The 16,373-nt window shown below is 73.7% G+C and carries 20 protein-coding genes; 9 read left to right on the top strand and 11 right to left on the bottom strand.

What is annotated here, in order from left to right; translation table 11 throughout:
- Window positions 1-11 precede the first annotated feature (11 nt).
- From ACIP67_RS05610 to ACIP67_RS05625, 4 genes are all read right to left on the bottom strand, one after another.
- Window positions 12-1,544 (bottom strand): hypothetical protein, encoded by a 1,533-nt coding sequence (locus ACIP67_RS05610; RefSeq protein ID WP_401687788.1) that lies wholly within the window; start codon window positions 1,542-1,544, stop codon window positions 12-14.
- Window positions 1,544-3,244, bottom strand: coding sequence for a protein phosphatase 2C domain-containing protein (locus ACIP67_RS05615; RefSeq protein ID WP_401687791.1), 1,701 nt, complete (start codon window positions 3,242-3,244; stop codon window positions 1,544-1,546). Before ACIP67_RS05615 ends, ACIP67_RS05610 begins: the two co-directional genes overlap by 1 nt.
- A 170-nt stretch (window positions 3,245-3,414) precedes the next feature.
- Complete coding sequence (locus tag ACIP67_RS05620; RefSeq protein WP_401687794.1) at window positions 3,415-4,761, bottom strand: hypothetical protein; 1,347 nt, start codon at window positions 4,759-4,761, stop codon at window positions 3,415-3,417.
- Complete coding sequence (locus ACIP67_RS05625) at window positions 4,758-6,935, bottom strand: hypothetical protein (protein WP_401687797.1); 2,178 nt, start codon at window positions 6,933-6,935, stop codon at window positions 4,758-4,760. Before ACIP67_RS05625 ends, ACIP67_RS05620 begins: the two co-directional genes overlap by 4 nt.
- A gap of 168 nt (window positions 6,936-7,103) precedes the next feature.
- Here ACIP67_RS05625 and ACIP67_RS05630 point away from each other — a divergent pair, with 168 nt between their 5' ends.
- The gene (locus ACIP67_RS05630) at window positions 7,104-7,445 is read left to right on the top strand and encodes a hypothetical protein (RefSeq protein ID WP_401687799.1); all 342 of its coding nucleotides are present in this window, start codon (window positions 7,104-7,106) and stop codon (window positions 7,443-7,445) included.
- Window positions 7,446-7,465: 20 nt separating this feature from the next.
- On the top strand, window positions 7,466-8,068 hold the full coding sequence (locus ACIP67_RS05635; protein WP_401687802.1) for a hypothetical protein: 603 nt from the start codon (window positions 7,466-7,468) through the stop codon (window positions 8,066-8,068).
- A 150-nt stretch (window positions 8,069-8,218) separates the two neighbouring features.
- On the opposite strand, the gene ACIP67_RS05640 is transcribed toward ACIP67_RS05635, so the two are convergent.
- Entirely contained in the window at window positions 8,219-8,845 is a 627-nt protein-coding gene (locus ACIP67_RS05640) for a Crp/Fnr family transcriptional regulator (RefSeq protein WP_401687805.1), read from the bottom strand.
- 209 nt (window positions 8,846-9,054) lie between these two features.
- Here ACIP67_RS05640 and ACIP67_RS05645 point away from each other — a divergent pair, with 209 nt between their 5' ends.
- Window positions 9,055-9,609: a Pycsar system effector family protein gene (locus tag ACIP67_RS05645; RefSeq protein ID WP_401687808.1), complete on the top strand. Its 555-nt coding sequence runs from the start codon at window positions 9,055-9,057 to the stop codon at window positions 9,607-9,609.
- Between the two features lie 165 nt (window positions 9,610-9,774).
- Here the strand turns inward: ACIP67_RS05645 and ACIP67_RS05650 are convergent, their stop codons facing one another.
- A complete protein-coding gene (locus ACIP67_RS05650; RefSeq protein WP_401688130.1) occupies window positions 9,775-10,416 on the bottom strand; it encodes an MBL fold metallo-hydrolase in 642 nt (213 codons plus the stop codon).
- Window positions 10,417-10,504: 88 nt separating this feature from the next.
- Here ACIP67_RS05650 and ACIP67_RS05655 point away from each other — a divergent pair, with 88 nt between their 5' ends.
- Window positions 10,505-10,939, top strand: a complete 435-nt coding sequence (locus tag ACIP67_RS05655; RefSeq protein ID WP_401688133.1) for a MarR family winged helix-turn-helix transcriptional regulator — start codon at window positions 10,505-10,507, stop codon at window positions 10,937-10,939.
- 265 nt (window positions 10,940-11,204) lie between these two features.
- Here ACIP67_RS05655 and ACIP67_RS05660 read toward each other — a convergent pair whose 3' ends face one another.
- The gene (locus ACIP67_RS05660; RefSeq protein ID WP_401687811.1) at window positions 11,205-11,984 is read right to left on the bottom strand and encodes a helix-turn-helix domain-containing protein; all 780 of its coding nucleotides are present in this window, start codon (window positions 11,982-11,984) and stop codon (window positions 11,205-11,207) included.
- A gap of 171 nt (window positions 11,985-12,155) precedes the next feature.
- Here ACIP67_RS05660 and ACIP67_RS05665 point away from each other — a divergent pair, with 171 nt between their 5' ends.
- From ACIP67_RS05665 to ACIP67_RS05685, 5 genes are all read left to right on the top strand, one after another.
- Window positions 12,156-12,614, top strand: coding sequence for a glycine-rich domain-containing protein (locus ACIP67_RS05665; RefSeq protein ID WP_401687814.1), 459 nt, complete (start codon window positions 12,156-12,158; stop codon window positions 12,612-12,614).
- A gap of 89 nt (window positions 12,615-12,703) precedes the next feature.
- The gene (locus ACIP67_RS05670) at window positions 12,704-13,396 is read left to right on the top strand and encodes a class I SAM-dependent methyltransferase (RefSeq protein WP_401687817.1); all 693 of its coding nucleotides are present in this window, start codon (window positions 12,704-12,706) and stop codon (window positions 13,394-13,396) included.
- A 39-nt stretch (window positions 13,397-13,435) separates the two neighbouring features.
- Complete coding sequence (locus tag ACIP67_RS05675; protein ID WP_401687819.1) at window positions 13,436-13,771, top strand: antibiotic biosynthesis monooxygenase family protein; 336 nt, start codon at window positions 13,436-13,438, stop codon at window positions 13,769-13,771.
- A gap of 126 nt (window positions 13,772-13,897) precedes the next feature.
- Window positions 13,898-14,293 (top strand): luciferase family protein, encoded by a 396-nt coding sequence (locus ACIP67_RS05680; RefSeq protein ID WP_401687822.1) that lies wholly within the window; start codon window positions 13,898-13,900, stop codon window positions 14,291-14,293.
- A 41-nt stretch (window positions 14,294-14,334) separates the two neighbouring features.
- Complete coding sequence (locus ACIP67_RS05685; protein ID WP_401687825.1) at window positions 14,335-14,790, top strand: hypothetical protein; 456 nt, start codon at window positions 14,335-14,337, stop codon at window positions 14,788-14,790.
- Between the two features lie 4 nt (window positions 14,791-14,794).
- Here the strand turns inward: ACIP67_RS05685 and ACIP67_RS05690 are convergent, their stop codons facing one another.
- From ACIP67_RS05690 to ACIP67_RS05705, 4 genes are all read right to left on the bottom strand, one after another.
- Window positions 14,795-15,169: a DUF952 domain-containing protein gene (locus ACIP67_RS05690; RefSeq protein WP_401687828.1), complete on the bottom strand. Its 375-nt coding sequence runs from the start codon at window positions 15,167-15,169 to the stop codon at window positions 14,795-14,797.
- 34 nt (window positions 15,170-15,203) lie between these two features.
- Window positions 15,204-15,566, bottom strand: a complete 363-nt coding sequence (locus ACIP67_RS05695) for a hypothetical protein (protein ID WP_401687831.1) — start codon at window positions 15,564-15,566, stop codon at window positions 15,204-15,206.
- Window positions 15,567-15,646: 80 nt separating this feature from the next.
- The gene (locus ACIP67_RS05700; protein ID WP_401687834.1) at window positions 15,647-16,033 is read right to left on the bottom strand and encodes a putative quinol monooxygenase; all 387 of its coding nucleotides are present in this window, start codon (window positions 16,031-16,033) and stop codon (window positions 15,647-15,649) included.
- Window positions 15,976-16,362 carry a VOC family protein gene (locus ACIP67_RS05705; RefSeq protein WP_401687837.1) on the bottom strand — a complete coding sequence of 129 codons (387 nt, stop codon included), beginning with the start codon at window positions 16,360-16,362 and terminating at the stop codon, window positions 15,976-15,978. The genes ACIP67_RS05700 and ACIP67_RS05705 overlap by 58 nt, the downstream gene beginning before the upstream one ends.
- Between the last annotated feature and the right edge of the window lie 11 nt (window positions 16,363-16,373).

The following is a 16,373-nucleotide window of genomic DNA, read 5'->3' on the forward strand; positions in this document are numbered from 1 at the left end:
GCACGGGTGTGTCAGAACCAGCCCAGGACGAAGCGGGCGACGCAGAGTGCGACGATCAGCGCGCCGAGCAGCACCGCGGAGACGGCGTACCGCCAGGGACGGCCCGGGGCGGCCGGGGCGGCGGGGGCGGTGCGACCGCCTCCACCGGGCGCCTGTGCCGCACGCCGGGCGGCGGCCCGGCCGGAGCCGGAGGGGGTCCGGCCGGAGCCGGAGCCGGAGGTGGACCGGCCGGAGGTGGAGCCGGAGGTGGACCGGCCGGAGGTGGTCCGGCCGGAGGTGGACCGAGGGGTTGCCTTGGTCGAGCGAGGTGTGGTGGGCCGGGAGGTGCCGGGGCCGTTCGCCGCTGCCCCCGAGCCGGAACCGGACCCGGGCCGGGCCGGTCCTCCGCCGGTCGAGGACGGGGAAGGGGACGAGGACGAGGGCGAGGGCGAGGGTGCCGGGGCGGGGGCCGGTGGGCGGGTCGTCGCCGAGCGGTCGCGCAGGTTCACCGACCCCGTCACGTTCGACGCCGTGGCGCCGTTCGACGCCGTGGCGCCGTTCGTCCCCGCCGCGCCGGAGGCGGCACGCGGGGTACGGGCGGTGCCGGCGCCGGGGCCGACCTTGACCCAGGTGGTGACGTTGTCCGCGCCCGCCGCGGACCCCGGCCCGGCGGCCGTTCCCCCCGGCGCCGTCGTACCGCGTATCCGCCGCACCGCTTCGAGGAGTTCCGCGCACTCCGGCCGGTCCTGCGGCCGTGCCGCGGTGAGCGTCCGCCGCAGCAGGCCGGTCAGCGAGGCGTCCCCCTTCGAGGTCTCCACGGCGCGGAGCGCGTCGAGCGGGTCCTGGCGCTGGGCGGTGAGGCAGCGCACCGTCAGCACGGCCAGCTTGTAGCTGTCGCTGGCCACCGTCGGCCGCCGCGACCGGTCGGGGAACAGCGGGTCGGCCCAGCCGGGCGACTCCACCCACTCCCGGGAGCCGATCCCGCAGGAGTCCATGTCTATGACGAAGACCTCGCCCGTGTGCTGGTTCCACAGCGCGTTGCGGTACGACCAGTCCCCGTACACGACGTCGTGCCGGGCGAACAGGTCGCCCACCGCCAGCAGTTCCTCCACCGCCCGCAGCCGTGTGTCCCGGTCCGGCGGGCGCAGCCCGACCTGGGCGCACTTGTCCGCGTCCTGCATCAGCCAGTCCACCGGCAGCGGCGCCGGGTCCTTCCAGCCCGACAGCGCCTTGAGAGGCGCGTAGAAGCCGTCGGGCGCCTTCGCCATCACCACGCCGACGAGGTCGGAGCCGTCGTAGAGGCGGGTGGTGGGCCAGGACAGGCACCGGTCCACCAGGTCCTGGTCCGTCTGGGACATGCCGGTCGGCAGGTAGACCAGGCGCTGGAGGTCAAAGGCGCGTACGGCGTCCGCGGGGCGCTTGTAGAGCTTGGCGAGCCAGCCGGGGCTGCCCTCGATCTCGTACACCAGCCGGGACTCACCGTTGTCCCGGCTGATCACCGTCCCCTGCGGTGCGCCGGACAGCTCCTCGCGGGACGGGAACGGGCTGTCGGACCAGGTGCCCATCAGCGGTGCTCCTCGTCGTCGCACCAGACCACGACGGCGGTGCGGTCGTCGTGCATCTGGACCTGGTCGAAGCCGACCTGGTTGAGGAAGGTGCCGACGGCCGGCGGCCGGGCCCACCGTTCGGCGAACCACCGGCGGGCCTGGGGCCCGGTGGCGAACGCGTCCGCGACCCCGTCGGTCGTCACCGCCAGCACGCAGGCGGGCGGCAGTTCCACGATGCCGTGGTCGGCGCCGCGCGGGTCGTGCGGCAGGTACCGGGCGACGGCCGACGCGTCGAAGCCGTGCTTCTCCTCGCCGATCAGACGCTCCCAGTCGTCGCCGTTCAGCCGCCACGCGCTGACGTCGGCGATCGCGGCCAGCCACACCCGGCGCCGGCCGTTGACGTGCGGCCGGGCCGGCACGACGGCGACGACCGCGACGGCCCGCACCGCGTCCGGGTCCCAGTCGCGCTGCTCCGCCACCGCGATCATCTGTCCGGCGGCGCTGAGGAAGGCGGCGCAGTGGTCCAGCCGCTCCAGCGAGGTCCCCGCGTCGAGGGCCGTACGGACGGTGTTCACCAGCGCCGACACGGCCACCTGCGCGCCGACGTCGGAGTGGGCGCTGTCCGACATGCCGTCCGCCACGGCGATCACCAGGTGTTCGCCCGCGCGGTCCCGGCCGATCCGGTACGCGTCCTGCCGGGGCCTGCCGTGCGCCCGGTGCCCGGGGCCGACGACCGAGGCGGCGCGGATGGTCAGCCCGCCCAGCGCGGCCTCGTCCGCCGCCAGCCCGTGCGGCCCCGGCTCGGCGGGCAGCCGCCACGGCTCCCGGGACGCCCGCGATCCGCGGACGAGCACGGGCGGCCCCTGGTCGTCCGGCACCGGGAGCGCGAGCCCCGTGTCCCGCACCCGCCGGGCGGGGGCGGTGCCGTCCGGGGCGGGCGCCGGTCCGCCGACGACCTCGGTGATCCCGGCCACCGGCCGTGCCGGCCGTGGGGAGGCGTGGCCGGTGGTTCCGGCGCCCTCCGGCCGCTCCCCGTACCCGGTGGACCCGGGGGCGGCCGGGTGGCCGTTCGGTCCGGAGAGCCCGTCGCCCGTCGTCGGGGAGGCGGGTCGGGCGGGGACGGCCGTGCCGCGGGCCGGGCGTCCGGTGCCGGCCCCGGAGGGCGAGGAGGACGAGGAGGGTGAGGAGGATGAGGAGGGCGGGAAGCCCGGGATCGCCGGGGTCACCGGGGTCACCGGGGTCGCCGGGGTCGCCGGCGTCGTCGGGTGGAAGTCCTCGGCCCCCGCGGACGGTGGCCCGGAGGCCGGGGGCCGCGCGGCGCGCCCCGCCGGAGGACGCGCTCCACGGTCGCTCCCACCCCCGGATCCGGAACCGACACCCGCACCGGCACCGGCACCGGCACCGACACCCTGGCCCGCTCCCGCACGCGGTGCACGACCGCCGCCCTCCGGTCCGTACCCGGAGGACCCGGACCCCGCACGCGCCTCCCGGTCGCCCTCAGGTCGCGCGGCGGCGCTGCCGTACAGCCCGAACTCACGGCGGACGTAGCCGTCGCCGGGCCCTTCCTGCGGGCCGCCCGCCGAGTCGCGGCCCCCCGAGTCGCGGCCCGCCGGGTCGCCGCCCGCCGGGTCGTTCCGCAGCGCGTGGCGGAGCACCCTGGCGACGGCGGCCACGGCGACGCCCGTCGCGGTGACGCCCAGCCCCTTCCAACCGAACAAGGCACTTCCTCCCGCCAGCAGTGCGGTTCCCGCCACGAGCAACGTGAGGGTCAGCCGGGTACGGCGGGCCGGCCGGACACCGCGACCCGGCCTGCCCTCGCCGGCGGCGCCGGAGGGGTCCCCGGCCGTGCGCGGTGTGTCGGTGGCCCGGTGCTGGCCCTGGCCCGGCCTCACGATCCGGCCCCCGGCGTGCGCCGCCCGCCGCGACCGCCCCGCGGGCCGACCCGGGTCTCGCCGACCACGTTGGCCGAGCCGTCCCCCGACGCGTCCGGTGTCCGGGGCGCGGGAGGGGGAGGAGGGACGGGCGCGGCAGCGGCAGCGGTCTGCGGCGAAGCGGGCGGAACCGGCGGAACGGGCGCTGCGGCACCGGCGGCGGCCGGAGACGCCGGCGATCCCCCGCGTCGCCGGGGTTTGGGCGGTTCCTGGGTGCCCGCCGCGGGAACCACCGTGCCGGCCACCACGGCCGGGCCTGCCGCCCCACCGACCGTCACGCCACCCGTGACACCACCCGTGACACCACCCGTCACGCCACCCGGCGTACCACCCGTCACGGTCCCGGCCGGTGCCGCGCCCGCCGGGAGCGCACCGGGTCCCTGTGTCAGCTGTGCGGGGGGACCGCCCGGTCCCGTGGCCGGGAGCGCGGCGGGGCCGCCGCCGAACAGCGGTGCCGGGCTGTACATCTCGTACCACATCTGCTGGGCCTCGGCGGGCTGGATGTGTCCCGCCTCGACGAGGTCCCGCAGCATCCGGCCCTTCTGCTCCACCGCCACGTCGTGCCGCTGGCCCAGCTCCCGCATGATCTCGTGGAGTTTCGACGGGTCCTGGGCGATGAGCTCGACCAGCAGGCCGCCCTCGCCGCGGGCCGCCGCGAGCAGTGCTTCCCGGCGCTTGGTCTGGAGTCGCTGGTCGAGGGAGTGCTCGGTCATCGCCACGTCGTGCCCGGCGACGGCGAGCTGCTTGTCGAACTCGCGCTGCTTGAGCGCCCGCAGGTGCCCGGCCGCGGCCTCGTCGAGGTAGATCCGCACGGTCAGGGAGTCCACGGTGAGGCCGGTCGCCAGCCGGTGCTGCCGGCTGCACAGTGAGCCGCGCACGAACGCGGCGAACTCCTCCATCCGCTCGATCCCGTACCGCGTGGCGTGCGGCCAGAGCAGGTCCCGCACGGCCACGCACACCGCCTCCTGCCCGTCGCGCACGGACCGGATGCCGCGGCGGACGACCTCCGCCGGGCCGGAGACCTTCCAGCGGGCCTCGAACGCGGCCTGGAAGGCGAATCCACCGGTACCGCTCTGGAGTGGCTCCGACCAGCTCACCGTGTGGTCGGAGAGGTCCACCTCGTACCGGAAGCGGTAGCGCAGGGAGCCGAACGCCGTGGGTTTGCGCGGCAGTTCGGTCAGATCGCCCTCCTCGTTGCTGAACAGGAGGGCCTGGCCCGGGCGGACCGGGCCGCCCCGGTCCGACATGCTCACGGGGAGCGGGCCGGTGAAGAGGGGTTGCTGTGCTGCGTCCTGTGGTGTCACGGTGTGCCGCTCCCTGCGTCGAGACGGGCGAGTAGACGGTGGCCGGAACGGGGTGCGGTGCGTCCCGCGGTGCCGCGGACCCAGCCGTCGGCCAGGTGCCGGAGGATCACCCGGGTGCGCCGGTCGGCGGCGACGCCGGCCAGCAGGACCGCGAGCGCCTCGCGCCCGCGCGGGTCGTGGTCGACCAGGCGGGCCCAGTCGGTGAGGACGTCGTGGGCCATGCCGTACGTGAGCGCCGAGTTGACCGTCTGGCGCCACAGGGCGGCGATGTCCGCCCGCTGCACCGGATCGTGTGCGGTGGCGGTGAGCAGCGCCGGCCAGACCGGTGCCCCGGGCGGCGTGGGCCGGCCTGCGGGGGACGGGGGCGGGGGGCCGACCAGGTCGGCCGCGGCGTAGAGGAAGGCCAGTTCGCCGAAGATCCTGCGCTGCGGGTCGTGCAGGCCGGTGACCGCCCACTGGTCGAGCAGGTCGAGGGCGTCGGAGCGGTACCGGCCGCCGTCGAGGGCCATGTACTCGGTGAGGCTGCGGCACAGGGCCTCGATCACGGCCACGTGCTGCGTGCCGGCCAGCTGGTGCAGCCAGCCCCAGGCGTTCTCGTCGCCGTCCTGTTCGAAGACCACGCGCCAGGCGCGGGCGGCGGTGGCCCGCAGCTCCGGGGAGTGGTCGTCCGCGCTCCACGCCATGACCAGGTTGTACGCGGCGAGCGCGTGGCCCGACTCCCGGGCGGCGACGCCGAGCGCGATGGCCGCGGCGTCGCGCAGCTCGGCGTCCTTGTCGGCCGCCCAGGGCCGCAGGATGCGGGCCCGTACGGTCTCGAAGCTGTGCCGGGCGAGGGTCCCGGCGCCGACCGCGGCGCGTACGCCGACGGTGGGCAGGCCGCGGGCCGCCGCGTCGCGCAGCCAGCCGGGCAGGGCCTCGCGTATCTCGTCGTACTCGCTCCACACGTGGTCGAGGACCCGTCGGGCGGTACCGGGGTCCTGGAAGCGGACGACCTTGCCGCGGGCGCCGCCGTGCCGGGTCGCGACCTCGGAGTCCACCAGCGCGGCACGGACGGCGTCCAGCCGGGCGGTGCGGGTCCCGGTGAGCTTGGTGCCCCGGGGGCGTACGGGGTTGTCGGGGCTCTCCTCGACCTGGAGCCGTTCCTCCAGGTCGCGCGAGAGGGTGGCCACCGTCTCGTAGGCCTCGCCGCCGAACACGGCGATGCCGATGGCGAGGCACTGTTCGGCGAGGTCGGCCATGTCGTGCAGCCAGTGGGCGACCGCGCGTTCGTCGTGGAGGTCCTTGCGGGCCCGGACCCGGGCGACGATCTCGTCGTCGCCGCCGGCCGCCGCGGCCTCGGCCAGGTCGCGGCCCAGGTCGGCCGCGGTCCGGGCGTCCGCGCCGGCGGCGAGCTGGTCGCGGAGCAGCCGGGTGACGTCGGGGCGGGCGAGGACGCGGCGGGCGCGGGCGGCGGCGGCCGCGCCCAGCCGCCAGCCCAGCTGCCGGGCGACGATCGCGGACGGGTCCGGGGCGCCGGGCGCGTCGGTCACGGCGGGCCGTACGCGCGGATCGGTGACCTGCACGGCGGCCTGGGCGGTGAGGACGAGCCGGCAGTCCGCGCGCCGCAGCAGGGCGTCGAGCCGGTGCAGTTCGAACCCGGTCAGCTGGTCGGCGCCCCGCTGCGGGAGGTCGGGCAGGATGTAGCCGACGCCGGGGGTGAGGGCCTTGTCGTCGAGGAGGGCGAGGTCGGTCGTGGGTTCGAGCAGGTGCAGGACGCGGTGTCCGGCCCGCTGGAGCACGGCCCGTGCCAGGGCCTCCTTGCCGGTGCCGGCCGGTCCCCGCAGGACGGTGACGGCACGGGCCGTCACCTCGCGGACGACCGTGTCGAAGCCGTCCGGCGGGACGAACGCCTCGCGGGTCTCGTCCAGGTTCTCGGCGGTCAGCCGGTAGGAGCGGGGGCTCGCGGCGGTGCCGCCGAGCTGGAAGACGTAGTTGTCGCCGCCGAAGACCTGGGCCGCCGAGACGCGCAGTCCGTTGACGGCGTCGCGTTCCGCGTCGAGCCGTTCTCCGGCGGCTCCGCGGGTGCCGCGCAGCGCCGTGAGGCCCTCGCGCAGGCCCTGCGGCGGGTCGGGGGTGCCGGGCGGGGAGGGTGTCGGTTCGGGCTTCGGCGCTTCGGGGGGTGCGGCGTCGGCCATCAGGCACCGTTCCCGTCTCCGCCGTGACGCGCCTGGCTGTCACGCGCCGTGCTGTGGCGTGCCTCGCTGTCACGTGCCTCGCCGTGACGCGCCTTGCTGTGGCGTGCCTCGCTGTCACGTGCCTCGCTGTCACGTGCCTCGCCGTGGCGTGCCTCGCTGTCACGCGCCTTGCTGTCGCGCGCCGTGCTGTCGCGTGCCTCGCTGTCACGTGCGGCGGGCTCGTCCTGGCCGGGGCCCCACGAGAACGTCTGTCCTCCGTGGACGATCTGGTCCCCGCCGAAGACCTGGTTCACGCGGTCGAAGTGGGCCCCCGCGAAGGGCCCCTGGCCGGCCGGGGCCGCACCTCCGGCCGCCGTCGACCCGCCGCCGGCTCCCGTGGACCCGCCGCCGCCACCGGTGGCCGTGCCCCCGCTCCCGCCTCCGGCGGGCGCGGCGCCCGGTGCCGGTCCGTGGGGCGGCGGGGTGTCGGGCGCGGTGCGGGTTCCGGAGATGCCGGGCGGGGCGTCGTAGCCGGGGACCCTGATCCAGGCGTGCGCGCCCCGGATCTCCTTGGCGTCGAAGGGGACGCACCGGAAGGTGTCGCCCGCGACGGACGCGTCGTCGTGGCGGACGACCTGCCGGTGCCACTCGCCGGAGACGGCGAGCGCGAGTCCGGCCCGCGTCCCGGACGCCAGCGCCGTGCGCAGCGGTTCGATGTCGACCAGGCGGCAGGCGGTGTTCAGCTCCTCGCCGACCCAGCCGGGCCCGTCGTCCGTCACATCGCCCTGGTGGAGGGCCACGCGCAGCCGCAGTGCGCCCTGCTCGTTGCTCGTCCGGGCGTGCGCGCGCAGCTTCTGGTCGAGCACGTCGACGAACCGCCCGGTGAGTTCGGTGCGGTCGACTCCGGACAGCAGCCAGAAGAATCCGTCTCCCCGGTCGGACGGTTTCGGTCCGTTCTCGGCATCGATCCCCGATTCCGAGAACGCCTTCCGGACGATTTCGTACAGGCGTTCCCTGAGCCAGAGTTGGACCGGATTGGCGCGCCGGCCGAATTTCTCGATGTCGACGACGACTATGGAGTAGACCTGAGCCTTGGGTTTCATGATCCGTCCTTCTTGCGAGAGATGCGACACCGTGGACCACCACCCCCGTGACCGGCGGCCCACGGTGCCCTCGTCATGCATATCCGGGGCCCGTTGCGCGCACAGCGTCAGATGACGCACAGCACCGGATCATCGAATGCCGCATCCACAACAGCGGTCACGGCGGCCACCGGAGTCACCCCGGTCACGCGCGGGCGCGGGTCATTCCTCGGCCCAGCGCCGGACTTCGGCGAGGTCCAGAACGCACGTCCGGCCGCGGCTGGTGGTGACCAGGCCGGCCTCCTGCATGGCACGCAGCGAGCGCACCACCGACTCGCGGGAGACGCCCGCGGCGCCCGCGAGTTCCTGCTGGTTCATGCGGACCGCGAGCGCGCCGCGCGGATCGTCGACCGGCTCCCCGTGCCGTACGGCGGTGTCCAGGAGGACCCGGGCGAGCATCGACCGGGACGACCGCGCGCCCTGCTCGGTGCGCATGGTGTCGGAGTCCCGCAGCCGCGCCACGACGCTGCGCAGCACGGCCAGGGTCAACGAGGCGTGGCTGCGCAGCAGCCGGTGGAACGCGTCGCTGCCGACCTTGACGCCTTCGAGCGGCTCGAGCGCCGTGACGGTCGCGGAGCGCCGGGTGCCGTCGAGACAGGAGAGTTCGCCGACGAGTTCGCCGGGACCGCGCAGGGCGAGCACGCTCGTGTAGCCGTTGTCGGACTCGGCGGTGACCTTGGCGAGGCCGCTCAGCACGAGCACCACGCAGTCGGGCGGGCCGCCCGCCCGCATCAGTGATTCGCCGCGGTCCCAGCCGCGGACCCGGCCGGCCGCGCGGAAGAGGAGCAATTCGTCGGGAGTGAAGGGTTCATGGCTCGCCCGACGGCCCGCAAAAGATCTTTCCTGTGACACGAAAAGGCCTCCCCCACCCTGTCCGCGTTGACGTCAGCTTACGGAAAAAGGGAGTTGGCGTGCGCCGAATGACGCAGACCGATGAGCACGGTCGGGATACAAGTGGAAGTGGCCGTTCATACCGGCAGGGACGCAGGGAGGAACACGTGTCTGATTCTTCGGGAAACTCGCCGTCCACCGCATCCCCGGTTTTCGCACAGGCGTCCACGGTCGAAACCGCCTGGCGCATTTACACGGCGCTCGCCGACTGGACGGGAAAGGTGGACACGAAGGCGGCATTCGCACTGACCGTCGAATCCGCGGCGCTCGCCCTCACGGCCGTGCTGCGTTCCTCGTCGCACTCCGGTCCCGGCGGGGCACCGCGGCTCGACGGCCTGTCCGCCCCGGCGCTGGCGACCGTCGGCATGGGGCTGCTGACGGTCGCCGCCCTGCTGGCCGTGCTGGCGGTCGTGCCCCGCCTGGGGGACGAGGGGGTCCCCCGGTCCGGACCGGGCTTCGTCTACTTCGGGGACCTGCGCGGCCTGGCCCCCGACGAGCTCGCGCAGACCCTGCGCACGACGGACCCCCTCCCCGTGCTGAGCCGCCAACTGGTGATCATGTCGAAGATCGCCTGGCGCAAGCACCGCTGCACCCAGGCGTCCCTGGCCCTGGCCGCCGCCGGCCTGGTGACGGCGGCGCTGGCCGCGGCCGCGGCGGGCTGACGGCCCCACCGGCACCGCGGGCCCCCACCGGCACCGCAGGCTCCACCAGCACCGCAGGCTCCACCGGCCGAACGCGTACGGCGGCTTCGGGGACCGGGGCACAGGAGCGCCGGGGCGCTGGGGTGCCGGGGCGCCGGAGCGCTGGAGCGCTGGGGCGCCGGGGCGTCAGCCGATCCGGGCGGTCGCGCCCGGGACCAGGCGGTGGTAGCGCGCGGCGGTTCCGGGGCCCTGGTCGCCGAGGAAACCGCCGACCATGGCGGTGCCGATGTCGTTGAGGGCGCCGTCGTGGATGGCGTAGGCGTCGCGCGGGGCGACCTCGCGGACGTAGTCGATCAGGTGGCCGACGGTGGACCACGGGGCGTGGACCGGCAGCAGCAGCGTGCCGACGGCCGCGTCGGGGACGGTCAGGGCGTCTCCGGGGTGGAAGAGCTCGTCGTCGACGAGGAAGCCGACGTTGGCGACGCGCGGGATGTCGGGGTGGATGACCGCGTGCCAGGCGCCGTGGACCGTCACGTCGAAGCCGGCCGCGGTGAACGCGTCGCCTTCCCCGACGGCGGTGACCCGGGCGCCGAGGCCCTCCAGTCGCCCGGCGACCGAGGAGTTGGTCCAGATCCGCAGGCGCGGGTGGGCCTCGGCCGCCCGGCGCAGCGTCTCCTCCGAGAAGTGGTCGAAGTGCTCGTGCGTGACCAGGACCGCGTCGGCGCCGTCCAGCGCCTCGGGCCCGGTCAGGCCACCGGGATCGATCACCAGCCGGTGACCGTCCTTCTCCACTCGCACACAGGCATGGCCGAACTTGGTGAGCCGCATGGCCGGCGTCCTCTCCCTCACTGGAGTAACTGTACAGCCAGACTGTACAACCAAGTTCCATTGCTCCGGTTAGGGTGGACGCATGGACATGGATGAAGAAGCACTGGCCGAGCTGGCCGAGGAGCTGCGGCAGTCGATCGGGGAGCTGGTCCGTGCCGTGCGGGTCGTGGACACCATGCCCGCCGGGGAGGCGGCCGCCCTCGGCTTCCTCGACCGGGACGGCCCGCTGACCACGTCCGACCTCGCCCACCGGCGCCGGGTGACGCACCAATCGGCCGCCAAGTCCGTCAGGGAACTCGTCGACGCCGGCCTGGTACGCCCCGAACCCCACCCCACCGACGGCCGCAAGCAGCTGCTGCACCTCACCGACACCGGCCGCACCCGCCTGCGACTCGAACGCGCCCGACGCTCCCGCGCCCTCACCACCGCCCTCCAGGACACCTTCACCCCTGAAGAGCAGGGACAACTGCACGACTGCGTCGCCCTGCTGTCCCGCCTGACCGCACGCCTCACCGGCGGGTGACCGAGGCCGCCGACGGACGCCTGGCACCACCCCGTGTGGCCCCTGACACCACCGCACCCGGCGCCAGGGGCCGCCACGGCCGGCACCCGGCACCGCCGCAAGCACGAACAAGCCCTGACCCTCGACTGGTCAATACGGGCCGGACCAGCAGTCGAGCACAGGCCGGACTCTGACTCCGCCAGGCTCAGAACGAGGAGCCCCGCCGACCTGCAAGGGCAGGAGGACGGGGCGCTTACTCCGATCGCCTCGCGGCGTGAGTGATCCGTTACTCCGGCGGTCGGCTGTACCCTTCCAGCACCGCCTTGCTCGTCGACCGGTCCACGAGCCTCAGCTCCCACGGTCCGGTGTTCACGTCGAAGTCCTTGCCGAAGCCCACCCACTTCCCGGCCATGCGCCGACCGGTCGGCTCGACCAGGAGCTGAAGGGCGCCGTGGTAGCGAGCTCCGTTGTAGTAGCCGTCTGTGGCTGTCTGCTCGACCCACGTGCCGGTGACCACGTTGCGATCAACGGTCAGGTCCAGCGCGAGCGGGCTGTCAGGATTGCCGCTCGCCCCGGGCAGGCTCTGAGCGGTCAGCCGGTTTCCGTGCTGGACGATCACTACGTAGTGCTTGCCTTCGTACGAGTCGCCCCGACTCGAAGAGAAGAATTCGTAGCGGCTGAGCCACACCCCCGAAAACGTCTCCTCGGTCGACTGCGCTGCGAACTGCCCACCCACAACGGCGGTGGTGGCACCCTCCGCACCGGCCTCCATGTCATGCCCTCCCTTCCCGTCCGCATGGACCCGTGCCATCAGCACCGGCAGACTGAACCCGAGGGCCTCGACCGGACGGCCGGTGACCCGTTCCAAAGCCCTGGCGTACACGCCTCGAGGCGTTCTGCTCGTGCCGGACTCCCAGCGCTGCACGAGACGCTTGGACGCCTCGTTCGGCTCCCCCAGCTCCGCTCCAGCCCGGCGGAGAGCCTTGGCGAAATCGTCCTGGCTCAAGCGCAGGCCGATACGCACGGCGCGCAGCACATCATTAGGCACCACGGCAGTCGTCGTCATGACGTCAAAGCTAACCGAACCACGGTTCAATGACACCGGTTTGACGCCTTGGCAGGCGCTCTTGACGCCGTCCTGAGCAACGCCGACCGGACGCCCCGAGTGTCGTCGTTACGGCCCCTGCCTAAGAGCACCATCGAGCTGTCCGAGTCCTACGACCAGGAGGGCCCACGCATGACGACCACCGACACGACGAAGACGGCGTACGACCTCATTTCCCCGGAACTCCGGGCCGGTCTCATCACCATGGTCCGCGAGGACTCCTGGCCGGAGATGACCGACGAGCAGGGCGAGCGCGGCGTGACCCAGATGGCATCCTTCCTCGCCACCGCCGCAGGCACCACGGAGAAGGCGACCCCCAGCCTCCGCGTGGACGTCTTCTGGCACGCGTTCGTGCTCCACACCAAGTCGTACGCCGACTTCTGCGAGGCGCTCGGCTGCGGGTTCATCCACCACGTCCCGGACCGCAACAGCGGACCCAACCCGGAGGAGGGCCGGGCCGCGATGCGCCGCACGGCCCATCTGATGCGTGAGGCCGGTTTCGACACCGACCCGGAGTTCTGGCCGGCTGACGGCGCGGCCGACTGCACCCAGAGCTACGCGGGATGCTCCGACAGCCCCGTAGCCAAGTAACTCCCGCGCGGGGCAAACAGCGACCCCGGAGCAGCAGCCGCCCGGTATCGTGCCGGGCGGCTGTCGCCGTGAACGAGAACGGACACGCAATGACTGACACTCGTAGCGCCGCCTGGGACACCTACTCACAGAGCAAGCCCCAGCGGAGGCAGACCAATGCCAAAGGCGAGACCACGTGGTTCAACTGGACCCAGTACGCCGACCACGGTCCCGGGCATGAAGTGCTCGCGCTCAAGTCCGGGGACACCGTTCTCGACCTTGGATGCGGGTCCGGCGGGAACCTCGCCCACCTCGCCACTCTCGGCACGAAGGCAGTGGGTGTCGACCTGTCCCCCGCACAGCTCGCCAAGGCCCGTGAGCGCTGGCCGGACGCGGACGGCACGGAACTGCACCAGGGCGACGCCGTGGCCTACCTCGCAGAGACGTTCACGCTCTTCGACGCGGTCTTCAGCGTGTTCGGCGCGGCATGGTTCACCGATCCCGCCCTCTTGCTCCCGCTCGTCCGCACCAGCCTCAAGCCAGGCGGAGTGTTCGCCCTCTCGCAGCGCCCCCCGGTCGAAGGCTGCTACGGCTGCCAGGCGTCGTACATCCCGCGAGGGGCCGAGAAAGACCCCGCCGTCGTGAAGCGGTGGGACTACGAGCCCGAGGTCTGGTGCTCGCTCCTCGAAGCACACGGATTCGCGGAGTCCACGGCGACCGTCCTCCCCGCCCCGTCACATGACCGGCGGACCATGGGCACGCTCCTCGTCCGGGCCGTTCGGGGAGACGACCCGCGAGCGTAGGAGCGGACCGTTCGGCACACGCTGCTGGAGAATGACCCCATGAGCATCGTCAAGATCAACGTACTCACGGTCCCCGCGGAGCAGCGCGAGACGCTGGAGAAGCGGTTCGCCGCGCGGGCCGGCGCGGTGGAGGGCTCCGACGGCTTCGAGTGGTTCGAGCTGCTGCGGCCGGTGGAGGGCACCGACACCTACCTCGTCTACACGCGCTGGCGCAGCGAGGAGGACTTCCAGAACTGGATGTCCGGGCGTGCCCAGGCGGCGCACGGCGGCGGCTCCGGCTCCGCGGAGGGCGGCGAGCGGCCGAAGCCCGCCGCGACGGACGCGACGCTGTGGTCCTTCGAAGTGGTCCAGCAGGCGGCACCGAAGCAGGACTGACGCGGTCCTGACATACCGTCACGCCGGGGCGGGAGACGGACCCGGAACCCACCCGTCCGCCTCACGCCCCGGTTACGTTTCCCTCAACCCCTGGTTGCGGCGCGGTGATCGGGCGACCATGGGCGCATGACTCTGGCCGAGCGTGCCCTGGAACGACTTCAAGTCTGGCCCGATCTCACCGCGGTCGCCGCCAGTTGCGGCGCAGGGCGGGCGATGCGCTCCGTTCACAGCGAGATACTCCACTTCCACTCCGGGCATGACGTGGACCTCCACCTCACCGTCCCGGCGATCCACCGCATACGTGACGACCTGCGGGCGTCGACGGCCGTCCGGGTGGTGCCGGGCTCCCGCTGGGTCACCGTCCACCTCGACTGCGACGCCGACGTCGACCTGCTGATGAGCCTGGTCAGCATGGCGCTCAAAGCACACCTGGCCGCCGCTCCGGGGGCCGGTCCGGCCGCCGGCTCCTGCAACCTGCACCGGGTGACGCTGGTGCCACGGGACGATCCCGACGACCGCTGACCGACCGGACCCGACAGGGGGGTGCGCTAACGTCCCGCCGCATGAGGGGACTTGCGGTGGTGGTGGCGGGGGCGTCGGCGGTGGGCGTGCTGGCGGCGGGGGCGCTGTACCTCGGACGACCCGCGCTGTACTTCCTCACCGAGTACGGCTGTGGCGACGCCGAGGACCGGCTCTCCGAGGCCCTGGCCGACGAGGAGATCCTGGCGACGGAACCGCCGGCGGGAGCCGAACGGGAGGAGTCCTACCGTTCCTGCGACGACGACGATCTCTTCGTGGCCGTAGGGGCGCGGTACGAGACCGCCGCGGCCGGCTCCGGTGACGTCGTCGGCCACTACCGGCGGGCCGCCCTGACGGACGGCTGGCAGGCCGCCTCCGTCGCCGGCTGCCTCACCAAGCGGGTCGGCCGCACCACCGCCTACCTGGAATTGGAGAACCCCGGCGGCGGCAGCTACCACGTACAGATCGTCGCCGACCGGGAGGGCTCCCCCTGGTGCTGAGCGGTCAGTCCGCCGGGTCCGCCGGATCCACCAGTCCCGTCGCATACCCCTCGCCGTCCCACCGCACCTCCCGTACACGGGTGACCGCCTCCCGGTCGAGGGGCCCGAAGACGTGCGGGAACAGGACGCCCTCGGCGACCCCGGGCGGCGGGACGGGGTCCGGCGCCTCCCACGCGCAGCGCGCGGTCAGCCGGTCCTCGTCCAGCAGCACGGCCAGCAGCGGCCGGGGCGCGGCCCGGTAGAAGAGGTTCACGACGGCGAGGGTCGTCTCCTCGTCGGGCGAACAGTGGACGAAGCCGTCCTCCGCGAGCGACGCGGGCGCGTAGGGCTCACCTGCGTTCGCCTCCCACTCGTCCTTCGGTACGACGTGGTAGATCATCGCTCGGTTGTACCAGGCGCTGCCGGTACGCCGCTCATCCGGCCGCCGCCGTGGCCAGCAGCCCGTACGGCAGGAGGACCGCGGGGAGCGTCAGCAGGCGCGGCCCGAGCGGCTGCTTCCTCGCCCGGGGACGCAGCACGTCGAAGACCAGCACCAGCACCGCGACGAGAAGCCCGGCCCCGACCAGCCCGGCCAGCACGAACCCGCTGTTCTCGATCTGGTCGTAGGTGCACCCGTCCAGGTCGCGCCGCGCCAGATCGCCGTTGTCACAGTGCCCGTGGGCGGCGTACCAGCGGGCGCACCAGACGAGCACGACCGTCGGTACGCCGATGGCCAGGTTCACCAGCAGCGCCGTGAAGTAGCCGCGGACGAGCGCGGCAGGGGTGGGGGCGGACATCCCGCCACCCTACGGGTGTGCGCACTCCCGGCCGCAGGAACGACCTCCGAGCAGGCCACCCTTCCGGCCGGCGGCGGGTGTCAGGGCCGACCGCCGGGAGAGGGCAGGCCCACTCCGCCCAGGACTGTGAGGTCGGTGCGGTGCGGTGGGGACGACAGCAGCGCGAGGACGTCCGCGGGGTCGGGCCCGTCGGCGCGCGCCGGAGAGGCGAGGGCCGCCTGCGCACTGGCCTCGTCCCGCCAGACCTCGGTGACGTGCACCGTGTCCGGGTTTGCTGCGTCCTGGCTGATCAGGTAAATCTCGCACCCGGGGAAGCCGTGCAGCCTCTCCGCGACGCTCACCAGAACGGCGGCGAGTTCGCCGCCCTTGCCTGGGTGCGCGGTCATGGTCATCAGTCTGCCGATCATGTTCAGACCAGGGTGGTGATGCAGAACGGGTGGCCGGCGGGGTCCAGCAGGACCCTCCATCGGTCGGGCTGGGGCTGGGTCGGGGGCTCGACAGCGCCCAGGGCCAGCAGGTGGACACGCGCGGCCTCCAGGTCGTCGACGCCCAGTTCGATGTGGGCCTGCTTCTCCTGGAAAGGGTCCGGCCAGGTGGGACGCCTGTAGTCGGCCAGGCGGTTGAACCCCAGTCCGGCCGAGCCCTCCTGGCCGAGCAGGACGAAGTCGTCGCTGGAGTAGGCGACGGGCAGACCGAGGGCCTCGCCGTAGAAGCGGGCCAGTTGGGCGGGGTCCGGGCAGTCGAACGTGACGGCCGCGTAGCGGATCGCGGGCGCGGACGTGCTTCCAGTGCTCATGGGGAAGACGC

Source organism: Streptomyces sp. NPDC088812 (assembly GCF_044750285.1).
Classification (GTDB): domain Bacteria; phylum Actinomycetota; class Actinomycetes; order Streptomycetales; family Streptomycetaceae; genus Streptomyces.

Excerpts from the sequence above, each read along its gene's own strand:
- ACIP67_RS05625 (WP_401687797.1), bottom strand. The coding sequence starts at position 6,935 with ATGGCCGACGCCGCACCCCCCGAAGCGCCGAAGCCCGAACCGACACCC.
- ACIP67_RS05705 (WP_401687837.1), bottom strand. The coding sequence starts at position 16,362 with ATGAGCACTGGAAGCACGTCCGCGCCCGCGATCCGCTACGCGGCCGTC.
- ACIP67_RS05650 (WP_401688130.1), bottom strand. The coding sequence starts at position 10,416 with ATGCGGCTCACCAAGTTCGGCCATGCCTGTGTGCGAGTGGAGAAGGAC.
- ACIP67_RS05655 (WP_401688133.1), top strand. The coding sequence starts at position 10,505 with ATGGATGAAGAAGCACTGGCCGAGCTGGCCGAGGAGCTGCGGCAGTCG.
- ACIP67_RS05680 (WP_401687822.1), top strand. The coding sequence starts at position 13,898 with ATGACTCTGGCCGAGCGTGCCCTGGAACGACTTCAAGTCTGGCCCGAT.
- ACIP67_RS05610 (WP_401687788.1), bottom strand. The coding sequence starts at position 1,544 with ATGGGCACCTGGTCCGACAGCCCGTTCCCGTCCCGCGAGGAGCTGTCC.
- ACIP67_RS05675 (WP_401687819.1), top strand. The coding sequence starts at position 13,436 with ATGAGCATCGTCAAGATCAACGTACTCACGGTCCCCGCGGAGCAGCGC.
- ACIP67_RS05685 (WP_401687825.1), top strand. The coding sequence starts at position 14,335 with ATGAGGGGACTTGCGGTGGTGGTGGCGGGGGCGTCGGCGGTGGGCGTG.
- ACIP67_RS05660 (WP_401687811.1), bottom strand. The coding sequence starts at position 11,984 with ATGACGACGACTGCCGTGGTGCCTAATGATGTGCTGCGCGCCGTGCGT.
- ACIP67_RS05670 (WP_401687817.1), top strand. The coding sequence starts at position 12,704 with ATGACTGACACTCGTAGCGCCGCCTGGGACACCTACTCACAGAGCAAG.
- ACIP67_RS05690 (WP_401687828.1), bottom strand. The coding sequence starts at position 15,169 with ATGATCTACCACGTCGTACCGAAGGACGAGTGGGAGGCGAACGCAGGT.
- ACIP67_RS05695 (WP_401687831.1), bottom strand. The coding sequence starts at position 15,566 with ATGTCCGCCCCCACCCCTGCCGCGCTCGTCCGCGGCTACTTCACGGCG.
- ACIP67_RS05700 (WP_401687834.1), bottom strand. The coding sequence starts at position 16,033 with ATGGAGGGTCCTGCTGGACCCCGCCGGCCACCCGTTCTGCATCACCAC.
- ACIP67_RS05665 (WP_401687814.1), top strand. The coding sequence starts at position 12,156 with ATGACGACCACCGACACGACGAAGACGGCGTACGACCTCATTTCCCCG.